General features: G+C 43.0%; 16 protein-coding genes, 1 rRNA gene and 1 pseudogene. 16 read left to right on the top strand and 2 right to left on the bottom strand.

Translation table 11 applies throughout. From position 1 onward, the window contains the following. Both rrf and MHN02_RS08120 read left to right on the top strand, forming a co-directional pair. Positions 1 to 95 (top strand): 5S ribosomal RNA (gene rrf / locus MHN02_RS08125); the annotation flags it as partial. A 326-nt stretch (positions 96 to 421) separates the two neighbouring features. After that, positions 422 to 1159 (top strand): transporter substrate-binding domain-containing protein, encoded by a 738-nt coding sequence (locus MHN02_RS08120; RefSeq protein WP_171338675.1) that lies wholly within the window; start codon positions 422 to 424, stop codon positions 1157 to 1159. A 224-nt stretch (positions 1160 to 1383) separates the two neighbouring features. On the opposite strand, the pseudogene MHN02_RS08115 reads toward MHN02_RS08120, so the two are convergent. Continuing rightward, positions 1384 to 1740 (bottom strand): annotated as a pseudogene (locus tag MHN02_RS08115) (transcriptional regulator); the annotation flags it as partial. A gap of 47 nt (positions 1741 to 1787) precedes the next feature. Here MHN02_RS08115 and MHN02_RS08110 point away from each other — a divergent pair. The 7 genes from MHN02_RS08110 (at position 1788) to MHN02_RS08085 (ending at position 8354) form a co-directional block, all read left to right on the top strand. After that, the gene (locus MHN02_RS08110) at positions 1788 to 2219 is read left to right on the top strand and encodes a hypothetical protein (RefSeq protein ID WP_014976963.1); all 432 of its coding nucleotides are present in this window, start codon (positions 1788 to 1790) and stop codon (positions 2217 to 2219) included. Positions 2220 to 2368: 149 nt separating this feature from the next. Next, positions 2369 to 3220, top strand: a complete 852-nt coding sequence (locus MHN02_RS08105) for a DUF692 domain-containing protein (RefSeq protein ID WP_239245446.1) — start codon at positions 2369 to 2371, stop codon at positions 3218 to 3220. Continuing rightward, positions 3217 to 3981, top strand: coding sequence for a putative DNA-binding domain-containing protein (locus MHN02_RS08100; RefSeq protein ID WP_239245443.1), 765 nt, complete (start codon positions 3217 to 3219; stop codon positions 3979 to 3981). Before MHN02_RS08105 ends, MHN02_RS08100 begins: the two co-directional genes overlap by 4 nt. Before the next feature lie 153 nt (positions 3982 to 4134). After that, positions 4135 to 4257: a hypothetical protein gene (locus MHN02_RS21640; protein WP_256253717.1), complete on the top strand. Its 123-nt coding sequence runs from the start codon at positions 4135 to 4137 to the stop codon at positions 4255 to 4257. A 22-nt stretch (positions 4258 to 4279) separates the two neighbouring features. Beyond that, positions 4280 to 4816 carry an adenine phosphoribosyltransferase gene (gene apt, locus MHN02_RS08095; RefSeq protein WP_014950051.1) on the top strand — a complete coding sequence of 179 codons (537 nt, stop codon included), beginning with the start codon at positions 4280 to 4282 and terminating at the stop codon, positions 4814 to 4816. 41 nt (positions 4817 to 4857) lie between these two features. Then, on the top strand, positions 4858 to 7989 hold the full coding sequence (dnaX, locus tag MHN02_RS08090; RefSeq protein WP_239245441.1) for a DNA polymerase III subunit gamma/tau: 3132 nt from the start codon (positions 4858 to 4860) through the stop codon (positions 7987 to 7989). A 38-nt stretch (positions 7990 to 8027) separates the two neighbouring features. Beyond that, positions 8028 to 8354 (top strand): YbaB/EbfC family nucleoid-associated protein, encoded by a 327-nt coding sequence (locus MHN02_RS08085; RefSeq protein ID WP_014950049.1) that lies wholly within the window; start codon positions 8028 to 8030, stop codon positions 8352 to 8354. A 136-nt stretch (positions 8355 to 8490) separates the two neighbouring features. On the opposite strand, the gene MHN02_RS08080 is transcribed toward MHN02_RS08085, so the two are convergent. Beyond that, a complete protein-coding gene (locus MHN02_RS08080; RefSeq protein ID WP_239245439.1) occupies positions 8491 to 9279 on the bottom strand; it encodes a ferredoxin--NADP reductase in 789 nt (262 codons plus the stop codon). 237 nt (positions 9280 to 9516) lie between these two features. Here MHN02_RS08080 and MHN02_RS08075 point away from each other — a divergent pair, with 237 nt between their 5' ends. From MHN02_RS08075 to MHN02_RS08045, 7 genes are all read left to right on the top strand, one after another. Beyond that, positions 9517 to 10239, top strand: a complete 723-nt coding sequence (locus MHN02_RS08075) for a hypothetical protein (protein ID WP_239245437.1) — start codon at positions 9517 to 9519, stop codon at positions 10237 to 10239. 241 nt (positions 10240 to 10480) lie between these two features. Beyond that, positions 10481 to 11428: a hypothetical protein gene (locus MHN02_RS08070; protein WP_239245435.1), complete on the top strand. Its 948-nt coding sequence runs from the start codon at positions 10481 to 10483 to the stop codon at positions 11426 to 11428. Positions 11429 to 11433: 5 nt separating this feature from the next. Continuing rightward, the gene (gene recR, locus MHN02_RS08065) at positions 11434 to 12033 is read left to right on the top strand and encodes a recombination mediator RecR (RefSeq protein ID WP_014950045.1); all 600 of its coding nucleotides are present in this window, start codon (positions 11434 to 11436) and stop codon (positions 12031 to 12033) included. Positions 12034 to 12273: 240 nt separating this feature from the next. Then, a complete protein-coding gene (gene htpG / locus MHN02_RS08060; protein WP_239245433.1) occupies positions 12274 to 14196 on the top strand; it encodes a molecular chaperone HtpG in 1923 nt (640 codons plus the stop codon). Positions 14197 to 14534: 338 nt separating this feature from the next. After that, a complete protein-coding gene (gene adk, locus MHN02_RS08055; RefSeq protein WP_014950043.1) occupies positions 14535 to 15179 on the top strand; it encodes an adenylate kinase in 645 nt (214 codons plus the stop codon). Positions 15180 to 15326: 147 nt separating this feature from the next. Then, positions 15327 to 15722: an MAPEG family protein gene (locus tag MHN02_RS08050; protein ID WP_014976958.1), complete on the top strand. Its 396-nt coding sequence runs from the start codon at positions 15327 to 15329 to the stop codon at positions 15720 to 15722. Between the two features lie 253 nt (positions 15723 to 15975). After that, positions 15976 to 16290, top strand: a complete 315-nt coding sequence (locus MHN02_RS08045) for a hypothetical protein (protein WP_156086625.1) — start codon at positions 15976 to 15978, stop codon at positions 16288 to 16290. Positions 16291 to 16314 lie beyond the last annotated feature (24 nt).

Raw genomic sequence — 16314 nt, 5'->3', positions numbered from 1 at the left:
GTACCACCTGACTCCATTCCGAACTCAGAAGTGAAACGTATTAGCGCCGATGGTAGTGTGGGGTTTCCCCATGTGAGAGTAGGACACTGCCAGGTCCCAATTAAAGAAACCCGCCTAACGGCGGGTTTTTTGCGTTTGGAAGAAAGAAAAATAATGGGGTCAGAGTACATTAATCCCCAATCCCCTCAGCAAAACCTCAAATTGGGGTCAGAGTACTTTATTGCTTTAAACATCAGAACATAGTCATTCCCTTACCCCCCAGTGCCGCTAAATCAGTGAAATGTACTCTGACCCCATTTCTTGTGTGCTTGTGCTGTAAGCATATTTTGACTGGGAGAGATCTAGTAATAACATCTCCTTCCTATAATTTATTCACAAAATCCTATATAAATAATTTATCAGTGAATAAATCGGTAAAAATGTGAAACGTAAGGTTCTTTTAGGTTATTGCTTAATTCTTATTTCTTGGGCGTATTGCGCAAGCTCTGAAGAAAATTTAAAAACAGAAAAGTCTATTACGCTTGGTGTTGTTGAGTTCCCACCATTAGTGATTAAAGAACCCGACTCTTCGCGTTGCCATGGTGTAGCGATAGATGCAACTGTAGCTATATTGGCTAAAATGAATTATCACGTATTAGTTGAATGCATGCCTCCGGCCCGTTTGTTTGAACGTGTGAAGACCGGGAAGGTCGATGTCACAATTAATGTCAGAGGTACTTCAGCGTTAGACCAGAACGCTACATTTATAGACGCTCCATTTGTTTACTTATCTATTGTACTTCTACATAACGGACAACTTGCGGATGATAAGTCAATTTCGGCAATTCGCGGCTATGACTATTTAGGTATTCGACAGGCACTTAAGCAAGAAGGTTTCGAATTTTTTGATATGCCGACAAGTAGCGACGCAATTCACCTTTTTGATGTTGGAAGAACGTCTTATCTAATTAGCTACAAACAACCCTATCAATTTTATACAGAGTCCTTAGGTAGTCGATTGGTTGAGGTAAGTATTTCAGACAAATTGACCGTACCTTCCTATTTTGCAGTTTCAAATCACAGCAGGTACAAAGATGAACTTGTTGATAGTTTGAATCTAGTTACTACACATATAAGCGACTCTACAATATTAGAATCCTATCGAAGTGCGAATAAATAACTCTTTCCTTACCAAGCTGCACAACTATTGCCTATACGAATCGAGTGGCTCCGTGCCCCACTCAGTGTCAGGCACCTCATACTCGTGTCGAATAAAAAGCTCACTGTTAATATGGGAGTGGCAACGAATGAAAATCTTTGTTATGAGATCATAACTTAGCTGTTGCAAGCGGCTGATACGCTTTTGTATAAAGCTAAATTTCGAGGCAGTGAACAAATATGTTTAGGCCAGCACTGAGCAACGATCTCGTCAGAGGATACTACTTCTCCTTTTTGCTGGCACAACAGCAGCAGAACATCCATGGTTTTCGGCTCTATAGTCCTCTTAAGCTTGCCGAGAGATAGAGTATTGCTGGTTACATCGACTTGCCATTGACCTAGATAAAATTGTTGCTTCACCGCGTTTACCCTGTACTTTTTGTAGGTACTGTACTTAACTTTTTCTGTTAACTTATTGTAAAAGTATGCAGATGCACTTTTGTTAATATAAAACCTTTTAATATCAATGTCATAAAAATTAATTGTAAAAAAATTAATTTTTGTGAAATATCCTTTAAGCCCACAGGGTCTTTTAAAGTACACGTGCTTACTGTACGTCAAACATGACTAATATTATTGAGGGTACATCAATGAAACAAATCAAAAAATCATCAGTAGCGACAGCGTTGGGTGCAGTTGTAATTGGCTCTTTGGCGTCAACGGTTGCAGTAGCAGATGTAAATCCATTTGGTATGCAAGCATTAGAATCTGGTTACAGCCAATTCGCTGCGGAAGGCAAGTGTGGCGAAGGAAAATGTGGCGGCGACAAAGCAGAGAAAGAAGGCAAGTGCGGAGAAGGTAAGTGCGGCGGCGACAAGAAAGCTGAAAAAGAAGGCAAGTGTGGCGAAGGTAAGTGCGGCGGCGACAAGAAAGCTGACAAAGAAGGCAAGTGCGGCGAAGGTAAGTGCGGCGGCGACAAGAAAGCTGACAAAGAAGGCAAGTGCGGCGAAGGTAAATGTGGCGGCGATAAGAAAGCTGGTAAAGAAGGCAAGTGCGGCGAAGGTAAATGCGGTAGCATGTAACCGCCATTCAAAAAACATCGTGTAGCTTGAAAAAGAATGATGAAGGCTACACGAGTTACGCTTAGCAAAAAATGGCTGTCGAATGATGGCCTTTTTTGTCTAGTAACGTACGTTACTATTGTGCAATCCCATGCGGTAAAGGGGAAGATATGAAAAACATCTGTGGCGCAGGTCTTGGGTTTCGTCGGGAAATGCTAAAAGCGCTTTTACCTACATTGCCATCTGAAGTCGATTTTTGGGAAGTAGCCCCTGAAAATTGGATCCCACTTGGTGGGAAGTACCAAGAACAATTTCAGCAAGCGTCTTCGCAAGCTCCCTTTACAACTCATGGTTTATCTTTGTCTATCGGAAGTAGCGACAAACTAGATGTCGAGTTTGTAAAAACCGTTAAGCGATTTTTAGATGCAAACAATATTGCATTGTATAGCGAGCACTTAAGCTTTTGTTCTGGCAACGGGCATATGTACGATCTGATGCCAATTCCTTTTACTGAAGACGCGATTAAGCACGTAGTATCTCGAATTGTTCAAATTCAAGATATCATTGAACGACCGCTGGTCTTAGAAAATGTCTCTTATTACATTGCGCCAGGCCAAGAGATGGATGAGCTCGAATTTACCAAGAGCATACTAAATGAATCGGGTTGCAAGATGCTTCTCGACGTAAACAATGTTTACGTGAACAGTATCAACCATAAATACGATGCGAAAGCGTTTATTAACGGCTTGCCCTCAGACAAAATAGTATATGGACATATTGCTGGTCATTATGATGAAGCAGAGGATTTGAAAGTTGATACTCACGGGGCTGATGTCATTGAGCCAGTTTGGGCGCTGTTGGAGCACGCTTACCTTACTCACGGCGTATTTCCAACTTTGCTAGAGCGTGATTTTAATATTCCCCCGTTAAGCGAATTATTAGCGGAAGTGAAGAAAATTAAGCAAATTCAAGCAAAATGCGAAGCTCTTCGAGCATCAAACGTTGAAGGAAGTGTTGCGTGACTCAGTCATTTCAAACCACTCAAAAAACGTTCGTTGATGCGATCAAAGACCCACAGACATTTTGTGATAGCGACGCTGATCACATTCGTCGGATGAAAATCTATCAATCCCTGTTTTTTAACAACATCGATAATTTCGTCAGTACCGGTTTTCCCGTTTTAAAATCTATTGTGGTAAAACAGTATGGTGAAAAAGGATGGGAGAGTATTGTGCGTCAGTTTTTTATTGAGCACGAATGCCGCTCTCCTTATTTTGCTGAAATAAGTAAAGAGTTCGTTGAGTACCTTTCAACAGAGCCAAACTTCGATATTACTCTGCCTGACTTTGCTGCGGAGCTTGCTCACTATGAGTGGCTTGAGCTTGACGTTAGTATCAGAAAAAATGAAGATAATGTTGAGTTCTATCAGCAAGAAAACAATGTTTCCGCCATTAGAGTGTCACCGTATGCCTCGTTGGCGGCATATCAGTTCGAAGTCCATCTAATTGGTGAGGATTATATCCCAGAGCAACCTGCCGAAGAACAGCAGTTCTACGTTGTTTACAGAGACCGTGAGTTTGACGTTCAATTTGCTCATGTTAATCCGGTGACGGCTATTTTAGTCAACACGCTGGAACAAAATGAACTGGGAATGGAAATAGAACAATTAGCTGAGTCGTTGTGTCAACAACTTCCCCAAATTCCTTCAAACGTGCTTATAAATGGTATGAACCAGACCCTCACTGACATGTTACAAAAAGGAATACTGCTTCCAGTATCCTAAGTAACCATTACTATTTACCTGCTTTATTTTAAACTTTCGCCAGGATCTGGTCTGAAAGTGAGCGATCGATCATATTAGCGCTGTCAATCGGGCTTGCTTTCGATTAACATTTAGCACCATTTTTTTGTTCACAAAATTGTTTAGGTAGTGCAAATGGCTGACAATTCAGATTTCAAAGAAGTCTATAACAAGTGGTACTTTCTAGCATCGCTAGTAACTCTAATCGCGTTCCCGTTGATGCATATCATCGCCGGCTGGTTCACCTTCTGGTTATAACGCAGACATTCAAGGCATAATTGTGACTGCAGAATATATTAAATCAGTAGTGAAAACCGTACCTGACTATCCAAAGCCAGGTATTTTATTTAGAGATGTGACCAGCGTTTTAGAAGATCACAAAGCATTTAGTAGCTGTATCTCGTTACTTGTAGAAAAGTATCAAGGTATGGGATTTACCAAGATAGCAGGTACTGAAGCACGCGGGTTCCTTTTTGGTGCGCCATTGGCCATCGAAATGGGCATTGGTTTTGTTCCAGTGAGAAAACCCAACAAACTTCCTCGTGAAGTAGTTAGCGAGAGCTACGAGCTTGAATATGGCATGGATACATTGGAAATCCATAAAGATGCCATTGAGCCAGGTGATAAAGTCCTTCTTATTGACGATTTACTTGCAACTGGTGGAACGATAGCCGCTTCTGCGAAACTAATTCGTTCACTAGGCGGTGAAGTAAACCATGCAGGTTTTGTTATTAACTTACCGGACCTAGGTGGCGAGAAGAAATTGAGTACGCTTGATATAGAAAGCTACTCTATTTGTGAGTTTGAAGGCGAATAATCGCTATAAAGCATAACTAGCAAAAGGCGAAATACGTAATAATGAGTTATCAGGTACTAGCAAGGAAGTGGCGACCGGGCAAGTTCAGTGAACTTGTGGGTCAGGAACATGTTGTCTCTGCCATTTCAAATGCTTTGGATAACGATCGTCTACACCACGCTTATCTGTTTACAGGTACGCGAGGCGTAGGTAAAACTACCATTGCACGTATTTTTTCGAAAAGCCTTAACTGCGAAGAAGGACAAGGGGCAAACCCTTGCGGTCAATGTAACACCTGTAAAGAGATAGAGCAGGGGAACTACGTTGATTTGTTAGAGATTGACGCTGCATCAAGAACCAAAGTTGAGGATACTCGCGAGCTTCTTGATAACGTGCAATACAAGCCCACTCGCGGGCGTTACAAAGTGTACCTTATCGATGAGGTACACATGCTTTCAAAACACAGCTTTAATGCCCTGTTAAAAACGCTGGAAGAGCCACCCCCACACGTTAAGTTCTTACTGGCGACCACCGATCCTCAAAAGCTTCCAATAACCATCTTATCCCGTTGCTTGCAGTTTAACTTGAAAGCTATGTCTCGGGAGCAGATTGTTGGACAGCTACAGCATATTTTGCAGCATGAACAGCTGCCTTTTGAGCCACAAGCGCTAGCGCTTTTGGCAAGAGCCGCCCAAGGCAGTATGCGTGATGCGCTGAGTTTAACTGACCAAGCGATTGCACAGGGTGGAAATCAAGTGCTGGCATCGGTGGTAACCGATATGCTGGGGCTGATGGACAAGAACCAGTTGCTTAAAGTGGTTCATGCTGTGGTAAGTAAAAGTCCTGCTGATGTATTGCAGTTGGTCAATGACATCGCAGAGCAAGCCCCCGATTATGACAACGTACACAGCGAATTGGCTAGCCTGCTGCACCAAATAGCATTAACGCAATGGGTGCCTGAAGCATGTAAGCTAGAAACCACATCGGCTAAAGCGATATTTCAATTAGCGAAAACTATTCCAGCTGAGCAAGTGCAGCTGCTTTATCAGATTGCACTGCAAGGAAGAAAAGACTTACCGTTTGCTGCGGATGGAAAAAGTGCGTTTGAAATGACATTGATGCGAATGATGTCGTTTGCTCCAAATACCCCCATCGACGACACGGCAAGTGAAATTGAAAACGGGAGGAGTGAGCATAGTTTACCTGTAGATCATGCTTCTTCCAGTGGTGGCCCGGGAAACGTCGGTAAGCAGGAGGAAACGCCGTTAAGCGAAACTTCTGCAACCAATGTGCAGGAGGAGACGCCTTCACATCTATCGGTTGAATCTACCTCTGAACAGTCGTTAGAAAGTGCGCCATCTACCCCAGACTCACTTGCTACATCAATAATCGAAAAAGAGCAGCAAGAACAATCTACGTCTCCATTTGAATCACAGCAAGAGCAGGAACATGCAGCCGCTGATGAAAGCGAGTTGAGTGGAAGTGATACTCTGTCGGCGCTACCTCATGCAGAGTCAGGTGCAACGACAACTCAAACTACAGCACTTGAGCGTGATGCTTCACATGATGATGAATCCGTAAAGCCAGCTCCAACTTCGTCTATTGAAGAACTACCCGTAGAAAACACCGCGGAACAAGCGGTACAAACAGAAAGCGTTGCTGCAGAGCTTGAACCAACGCCAAGTGAAGTCAGTGCGCCCCATAACGAAGCAGCGCAATATTTCGATGGACCTCCGTTAGATGCGTACATGGACGATATGCCACCTCCGTCAGAAGATGATGGTTCCTTAGGTTTTGAAGGTTTTCAAAGCGCTGAGGGTTTTCATAACGCTGAGGGCTCTTATGACGCTGAAGGTTTTCATAACGCTGAGGGCTCTCATAACGCCAAAGGCTCTGATAAAAACAGCGAGTCGTTGGCGCACGAGAACGAACCGTCCTCATTAACCGCTGAAGAGCAGCTTACCTCTACGGCTGATATGTTGGCACTTCGTCAAAAGTTAAAGCAAAGAAAAGCACAAGACGCAGAGGCAAAAAGTACCAGCGCAGCAAATGCTAAGACCGAAAGTGCAAGTGATATTCAAGCGCGCTTTACCAGAAGTAAAGCCGAGGCTTTGAGTACTGCACAAACTGCACATGGAGTTAACAAGGGTAGCGATAATAGTGCAGGGCAGGCTAACGCTGATAACGAAATCAAGAGTGGTGATTTAAACCCCGTTGGGCATGAAGACAGCCTTGAGCTGCAAGACCATAGCCCTGAGCCTCTAAATAGTAGCCCTAAGCCTCTAAATAATAGCCCAGAGCTTAGAGAGAACACCCCGGAGCGTATAGATAGCGGCTCAGAACATAAAGATAATAGTGTTGCGCGAGGTGACACTACTCAACTGGAAAGTACAAATTCAGGCTCGTTTTTAGGTAATACTCACGCGCATTCTTCTGACACTATGCATACTAGCGAGTCAGAAAAGAGTCATTCTAGCTCAAACAACACGAGCGATTTCTCGCTTGATGAATTTGAAGAGGATATGCCTTTTTCAAATGACGAATCTGAGGTGCAATCAAACTCGGAAACACCGGTTGAGGATATGCCACCTTGGGCTACTGATTACGATAATCACCCACCTCAACACGTTGAAGGTGCTGACTATGTTGAAACTCCCTCTGATAGCAGTTCGAATTACGATAGTGCCCCTGAGCAGATGGAAAGTGCGGGAGATCGGTCTTTTGCGCGGGATGCTCTAAATTTTGATACGCCGCTGAGCAGTACCTATGACGGGCAGTTAAAAGCGTACTTAAATGACGGAAGCAAATTAACTCACGCTAGCCAAATTGACGAATGGAGCAATCTAGTTGAGCAAATGCCAGTTGCTGGTCTACTCAAACAATTGGTGCTGCACGCATCATTTTCTCGAGCGGGCAATCAAGTGTCCCTTGAAATTGACCATAGTCAGACGCATTTATTAAATGATAGTGCGAAAAAGCAATTGGTTGATGCAATTCATCATGGGTTGGGTGAAAACGTTGAAGTAAATATCACGTTAGGTGAACCAGCATCTACACCTTTTGCGTTACAACAAGAGATTCATGCCATGCGCCATGCGCATGCACACTCGGTGATTAAAACCGACGATACAATTCAAGCATTGCTATCGACTTTCGATGCGTCAGTGCTAACCGATTCGGTTAAAGCGCGATAGCAGAATTATTAACACCAAAACGAAGCGAGACAAAAATTATGTTTAAAGGTGGAATGGGCAATATTATGAAGCAGGCGCAGCAAATGCAAGAGCGCATGCAAAAAGCACAAGACGACCTAGCCAAAATTGAAGTAACAGGTGAAGCGGGTGCAGGCATGGTTAAAGTAACCATGACGTGCAACCACAACGTGCGTCGTGTAGACATTGATGAGTCATTGATGGACGACGACAAAGATATGGTTGAAGATTTGGTTGCTGCAGCATTTAACGACGCGGTACGTCGAGTTCAAGAAACTAGCAAAGAGAAGATGGGTGATGTAACTGGCGGAATGCCATTACCTCCTGGCTTCAAAATGCCGTTTTAAATAATTATGTAAAGCTAGAAGCGATACAGCTTGCAAGTGTTTTGCGAGTGAAATCATAGAAAGTCGCCGGCAACACGCCGGCGATTTTTATTGAAAACTTAAAATGTTGCCGATGGTCAGGCAAATGCGTTGCGCATTACTTTTCTATAAATGCTTGTTCAATTACGTAATGCCCCTGACGACGCGAGTTAGCTTTCGAGAAGCCCTTGCCGTCTAGCATAGACATAAGGTCTTGTAGCATGTTGTCGTTGCCACATAGCATGAATCTGTCATTTTCAGTGTCTAATTCAGGCATACCTATATCATCCAGCAACTTTCCGCTTTCAATTAGCTTCGTTATCCGTCCTTCATGAGCGATACCGTTTTTCTCATAACTTTCTCTCGTAACAGTAGGATAGTAAATGAGTTTCTCATGCACTTCGTCACCGAAATAAGGGTTGTTAGGAAGTTGGTGCTCAATTTCGTCTTGATAGGCAAGTTCAGAGCGCCACCGCGTTCCGTGAACTAATATAATTTTTTCAAAGCTTTCATAAATGAAAGGATCTCTGATAATACTCATAAATGGTGCTAGACCTGTACCAGTGCTGAGCAAATAAAGATGTTTTCCGGGTAACAAGAAACCAGGCACGAGCGTACCTGTAGGCCTAACATTAATCATTACCTGGTCACCAGGTTCTATATTTTGAAGGCGAGAAGTAAGCGCACCATCTGGCACCTTAATACTAAAAAATTCCAATTCCTCATCATAATTTGGGCTTGCGATGCTGTAGGCCCTCATCAGTGGCCTACCATCTACTTCAAGACCAATCATAACGAATTGACCACTTTCAAAACGAAAAGATGATTCTCTCGTTGTTTTGAAACTAAACAGAGTGTCATTCCAATGGTGAACTTGGGTTACGGTTGCGTTTATAAGATTTCGCATTCGTTTTCCTACTTACTTAGTCATCAAGCCATGCTGCCATTCTCGCACACTTTACAATGTGATAATAGTTATCATTAACGTTTGTGGTGTCGGTATACGCACGTAAAATCTAACGTGCTATCAGTTTTAAATAAGTATTTTTAGCAATAGTTCAACCAGGCCTTTCTTCCGTAACATTAAAACACTGTCACATTCAGTCATTTAGCTTGCGCATAGCAAAGGAACACAAATAATAGAATGTGGCAGTTCGAAATGAGGGGGGACGCTGTGTTAGCAAAAATGTTAAAACGCTTTCAGGCCCAACGTGATTGTGCCGTCGAAAACCCATCTATCAATAATACCGCTGTATCCCTTTGGAAGGACACAGGCCAAGTCTACTATCTAGAGAACACGCTGAAGCTCACTTATCAGTCCAACGCGGGAAAGATAACAATTGAAAAGCTCTCAATGACGTCTTTACCTCAAGTTCTTGCTGAGCTTCAAGCATTGGATACCGTCTCAACGCTAGCGCGAAAGGAAACTGCTAATCAGGTGGATGCATTTAGTGTTAGTGTGTGTGGTGTAACTTGGCAAACCGCAGACAATTGTCAGAGCATCCGTATTAAAGCGCTTCCAGAAGCTGCTACTCTGCGCAGCCCTACTGCCTGCTTCACAAAGTCTCAAGCAATTTTCAAACACGCCTTTATGCTTGAACATGATGACTTACTCACACCTGCATCATTGAGTAAGCCCAGGATCTTTACATACAATCGGATATCGTTAAATGATTTCATTAGTCAGTTAGCGCTGGCTAACGAAAAGTTAGCAAATGGGCAAAAAGCTACAGTGAGCGTTGGTCATCAAAATTTTGAAACTGCATTTACTGACCATGAGCAGTCAATCATTGAAAAATTCATAAAGCACGATGAAACCGTATTCAATAAAGATGGACGTCAACGTCTACTTACTGATAAAGGTTAGGCTTGTTTTCAGCATGATACGTTGATAATTATGGGCTGATACACAGCTTACAAATATTGAGCGCATGCCCAACTCATCGACATTAACTGTAAAATCTCATTTAACCGTTGTTCCGTAGAAAAAGTGTCCCAAATAGTTGAATGATCGTTGTATCATTGCGTTTTTTATCTTTCAGAAAACTCAACGTGTTCAGTTAACCGCTAATCGCGAAAGTTAACTCGTTAAAATAGAGGTTTTAGTAGTGCTAAGGAAAGGCTTAGTTATCACCACGGTTATTTTACTACCCATCGCAACTGTGTTGTTTTTTATGAGTATTCACGACCTGTTTAAAATGAAAACAGTAACGGTCGACCCGAAGCTTAAGGAAATTTCAGGTATAGAATACGATAAATACAAAAGGCTTTGGGCCATTAACGACAGTGGCGATGGACCTATCCTTTATATGCTCAATAAAGATGGAACTATTGAGAGGGAAGTTACAGTTGCAAATGCCAAAAACGTCGACTGGGAAGACATGACACAAAACAGTTTCGGTCATTTCTTTTTAGGAGACTTCGGTAACAATGACAACAAGCGACGCTGGTTAACGATTTATAAAATTGAAAACCCCATTGACATAAAAACCGATACCACAGAAGCAGAAATCATTAAGTTTACTTACCCGGAAATGGGAAAAGGAAAAGTAAAACCGAAAGACAAGAACTACGATTTGGAAGCGTTCGTAGAGTACAAGCGTAACCTCTACCTGTTTACAAAAAATAGAACAAAACCCTTCGATGGCATCACCAAGTTGTATAAGGTGGGAGATCATGCCGCTAACTTTGACGCACAGCTCATCGGCGAATTTAAAACCTGTACCACCCTTGAAAAGTTATGCTGGATCACATCGGCTGCAATAAGCCCTGATAGGACTAAACTGGTGCTGTTAGATTCAACAAGCCTGTGGTTATTTGAAAATTTTGAAGGCGATAACTTCTTCAGTGGCGATGTGTCGCGTATTGATTTAGGCGTAGTCACACAAAAAGAGGCAGTGACGTTTTATGACGACAACACGCTGGTTTTCACCGATGAAGAGTACAAGGGGTTATTTGGGGGCAACATTTATGAAGTTAAGCTCGACCAAGCAAAGCGGAACGTGATTAAATACCGCGAAAGCTCGAATCAAAAAGAAAAAGCACCAAAGCAGTAAATACTATGAAGTTCAGTCCGCTACTCTCAGAATTAATTCAGGCACTAACGTGTCTTCCCGGCGTTGGCAACAAGAGCGCTCAGCGTATGGCATTCCACCTATTAGAGCGTAATCGTACTGGGGCAATTGATTTAAGCAACGTATTACACAATGCCATGGAGCATATTCATCATTGTAAGCGCTGCAGAACATTTACTGAAGACGAGCTATGTGACATTTGTCGTCACCCTGAAAGAGAAGCAAGTGGCTTGTTATGTATTGTTGAAAGCCCACAAGACGTACTAGCAATCGAACAAACCTTAAGTTACAAGGGGCAGTATTTTGTGCTTATGGGTCATTTGTCTCCTATTGACGGCGTTGGGCCAGAAGAAATTGGTCTTACTGAGCTTGAGGCTCGTCTTGCCGCAGGTGGGATAAATGAAGTTATCCTCGCCACAAACCCGACAGTAGAGGGGGAGGCCACGGCACATTATATCGCTCAACTTTGTGCGAGTCATAACGTTGATGCGTCTCGAATTGCCCACGGCGTGCCGGTTGGGGGAGAGCTCGAGTATATTGATGGTAATACTCTCACCCACGCATTTTCGGGTCGCCGCAAACTATAGTACTGTAAATTGGGGTATACCCATTCTTAGTAATTAAAACACTCAACGTGGGTCTGCATCTGGCGGGCCTACGTCACGTTCTCTCTTATCGCTCGCCCACAAAATACTCAACATCAAACTTTATTGAAGATAAATCTCCTTATAAAAAATAAATTTTCGTTCTAAACGTTGAAAAGTGCGTTGAGCGACCTTACCTGTTTAACATCAAACGTGATCCATTCAACGAGGAGATATTGGATTATGGCTGAAGCAGCCCAAAAAGAAACCCACGGTTTTCAAACAGAAGTAAAACAGCTTCTTCATCTGATGATTCACTCTTTGTATTCAAACAAAGAAATTTTTCTACGTGAGTTAGTGTCAAACGCGGCAGATGCTGCGGATAAGTTACGCTTTCGTGCGCTAGAAAATGACAGTCTTTACGAAAACGATGGCGAGTTAAACGTAAAGCTTAGCGTCGATAAAGAAGCAAATACCGTCACCATTACCGATAACGGTATTGGTATGACTCGCGATGAAGTCATTGCGAACTTGGGTACAATTGCTAAGTCAGGCACTAAAGACTTCTTTAGCAAACTTTCTGGCGATAGCGCTAAAGACTCACAGCTCATTGGCCAGTTCGGTGTTGGCTTTTACTCTGCGTTCATCGTAGCTGACAAAGTAACGGTGCGAACTCGTGCTGCTGGTGCAGATGCATCGCAAGGTGTTGAGTGGATTTCAGACGGTGAAGGTGAATTCACTATTGCCGAAATCAACAAGCCTACACGCGGCACCGAGATTACGCTTCACCTACGCGAAGACGAAAAAGAATTTGCTGATGCATGGCGTTTACGCTCTATCGTAAGTAAGTATTCTGATCACATCAGTATTCCTGTGCAGATGTGGAAAGATGAAGTGCCTGAAAGTGAAGGCCCTGATGGCGAAAAAATTGAAGGCCAGCCTGGTGAATGGGAAGTAGTAAACAAAGCCACCGCGCTTTGGACTCGTGAAAAGTCTGAGATTACTGATGACGAGTATAACGAATTCTACAAGCATATCTCTCATGATTTTGCTGATCCGCTTGCATGGGCGCATAACAAAGTAGAGGGTAAAACAGAATATACAAGTTTATTGTATATCCCTTCTAAAGCGCCGTTTGATATGTGGAATCGCGACCAAAGTCATGGTCTTAAGCTTTACGTTCAACGCGTTTTCATTATGGACGACGCCGAACAGTTCATGCCTACTTATCTACGTTTTGTTAAAGGTTTGCTAGACAGCAATGATCTTCCGCTTAACGTGTCTCGTGAAATTCTACAGGACAATAAGATAACGCAAGCGCTACGCCAAGGTTGTACTAAGCGCGTATTACAGATGCTTGAAAAAATGGCGAAGAACGACAATGAAAAATATCAGTCGTTCTGGAATGAATTCGGCAACGTGTTAAAAGAAGGGCCGGCTGAAGATTTCAGTAACCGCGAAAAAATTGCTGGCTTGCTACGCTTCTCTTCTACACACGGTGAGTCTGATGCACAAACCGTATCATTAGCTGACTATATTGAGCGAATGAAAGAAGGCCAGGATAAGATTTACTATGTGACAGCAGATAGCTTGCAAGCTGCCAAGTCTAGTCCTCACCTTGAGATTTTCCGCAAGAAAGGAATTGAAGTGCTATTGATGGGCGAGCGCATTGACGAATGGTTAATGTCTCACCTTACTGAGTTTAGCGAGAAGCAGTTTGTCTCAATTGCGAAAGGAAACTTAGATTTAGGCGACTTAGAAGACGAAGAGTCTAAGAAGGCGCAAGAAGAAGCAGAAAAGCAAGTTGAAGGTGTTCTTGAGCGAGCTAAAACTGCACTTGGCGATAAGGTTGTAGACGTTAAATTTACCCATCGCTTAACAGATTCACCTGCGGTCATCGTAGCAGATGACAATGGCATGACTACGCAAATGATGAAGCTTATGCAGGCAGCAGGGCAGACCGTGCCAGACGTGAAGTATCACTTTGAGCTTAACCCTGAGCATAGCTTGGTGAAGCTGCTGGCAGATACCCAAGATGAGGAGCTGTTTAATCAGTGGGTAGGCGTATTGTTTGACCAAGCTGCATTGTCAGAACAGGGTAGCTTGAAAGACCCATCTAGTTTTGTACAGAACTTGAACACGCTTCTAATGAAGTTAGCTAAATAGAGCAATAAACCATTAGGTTTACATTTAAAAACGGGCGTAATGCCCGTTTTTTTATTTCTACGACTAACAAAAGTAAGTTTAACCATTTTATTGTGCTATATTTTGGCGGTCTAAAATTTCAAGTTAATCATATTAAGAGTTAGCTTATTCATCTTAAATAAGATGAGTTACTGAATGGGTGTAGGCGCAAATTTACAAAAGTGCCTATAAGCTGAACATATATTCGCCATTAGTCTTAAGATTAACTTTACGGTACTGCTTACACTTGTCACCCCAGTGTTGAATGTGTAAAGTGCCCGAAGTAAAAAGTTTAAAAATCATAAGCGGAGAACGCACTCATGCGAATCATTCTTCTCGGCGCTCCTGGCGCGGGTAAGGGCACACAAGCTCAGTTTTTAATGGGCAAATATGGCATTCCACAAATTTCAACGGGCGACATGCTTCGTGCTGCAATTAAAGCAGGTACAGAGCTAGGCCTTGAAGCAAAGCGTGTAATGGATGAAGGCAAACTAGTATCTGATGAGATTATCATTGGCCTAGTAAAAGAGCGTATTGCACAAGATGACTGTAAAGACGGTTTCTTGTTAGACGGTTTCCCTCGCACTATTCCTCAGGCTGACGCAATGAAAGAAGCAGGTGTCACTGTTGATCATTGCATCGAGTTTGACGTTCCTGATGATGTAATCGTAGAACGTATGGGTGGCCGTCGTGTACACCCTGCATCAGGTCGCGTTTACCACGTTGTTTACAACCCACCAAAGGTGGAAGGTAAAGACAACGAAACAGGCGATGACCTAATCGTTCGTGATGACGATAAAGAAGAAACAGTGCGCAAGCGTCTTGCGATTTACCATGAGCAAACAAAGCCGCTTGTGAACTACTACAGCGCTGAAGCGGAAGCTGGAAACTGTGAGTACCACAAGCTTGACGGTACGCGCCCAGTTGAAGAAGTGAGTGCTGAACTTGCTGAACGTTTAGGTTAATTGCCAACAACGTCAACAAAAGGTCGCTTAGGCGGCCTTTTTTGTTGCTTGTAACTTATTAGCGGATAACGTTTAATGACAACCATGAATGTTGAATTAAGCGCTGATTAATACAACGCGATATAACTAGAACATGTGGAGTAGACCATGGTTTTGCCAATCACGGCGTTTTACGCCAGCTTACTGGGTATTTGCTACCTGTATTTGTCGTTTTTAGTCATTGGCGCCAGACGTCGCCATCAAGTGGGAATTGGCGATGGTGGCCATGAAGATCTGAGTCGTTTGACTAGAGCGCACGGCAACTTTAGCGAGTACGTACCCATCACCCTTATTATGATAGCGTGTTTTGAAGCTAATACTGGCCAAGTGTGGGCTGTTCACGCATTGGGGAGCGCACTGTTATTTGGCCGTGTATTACATGCCTATGGCTTAGGTCGTCACTCAGGCGTTAGCTGGCAGCGCTTCGCGGGTATGATCCTGACTTTCCTTGCTATGCTATGTGCAGCAATAGGTAATTTGGTGCTCATTCATTTCGGATTGTAAGCGTTGCAAAAGAAGTAAATACATATATAAAAAATGCCAGCTTAGCTGGCATTTTTTATATGCGAGACTAGAGAGTTAAATGCGAAACAAGATTTAAATTTCATCAAACTACTAAAGGTAGCTGTTAATCAGGCATGTGGGACAGGTCTTTTTTCTTATCTTTACAGATATAGTGGCTTTGTCGGCACAGTTTCCGCTTTGGAAATATACAGTGTCGGAAAAGTCTTAAATTTATTAAATATAAGGAAGTACCATGGAAAGCAAAACACATTTACATTCAAATGAACTTGCACAAGAAGAGCTAGAGCAAGTTAATGGGGCATGGCTCGCTAACGTTGTAGGCGCTTTTGCTGGAGCTATTGGAGGGGTTTATGGAGCGGCTATAGCTGGAGGCGGCGGCGCTAGTTCTAAATCACTTTGGTCAGCTGGTTTAGCAGGGGCTGGCACTGGCTTTTTCAACCCTATCGGCAGTGTAGGAAGATTAGCAGGAACCATAGGGTTAGGAGTTGGTGGGGGGGCAATTGGTAATGCCGTCGATTCGCAGTATGAGGAAACAACAGACGAATAAACCTTGCAAATTAAATACGCTTTT

Origin of the sequence: Alteromonas sp. CNT1-28 (assembly GCF_022348345.1) — a bacterium.
In the GTDB taxonomy this organism is placed as follows: domain Bacteria; phylum Pseudomonadota; class Gammaproteobacteria; order Enterobacterales; family Alteromonadaceae; genus Alteromonas; species Alteromonas macleodii.
The sequence above is the reverse complement of the archived record's forward strand: the minus strand, read 5'-3'. Positions and strand labels throughout refer to the sequence as shown.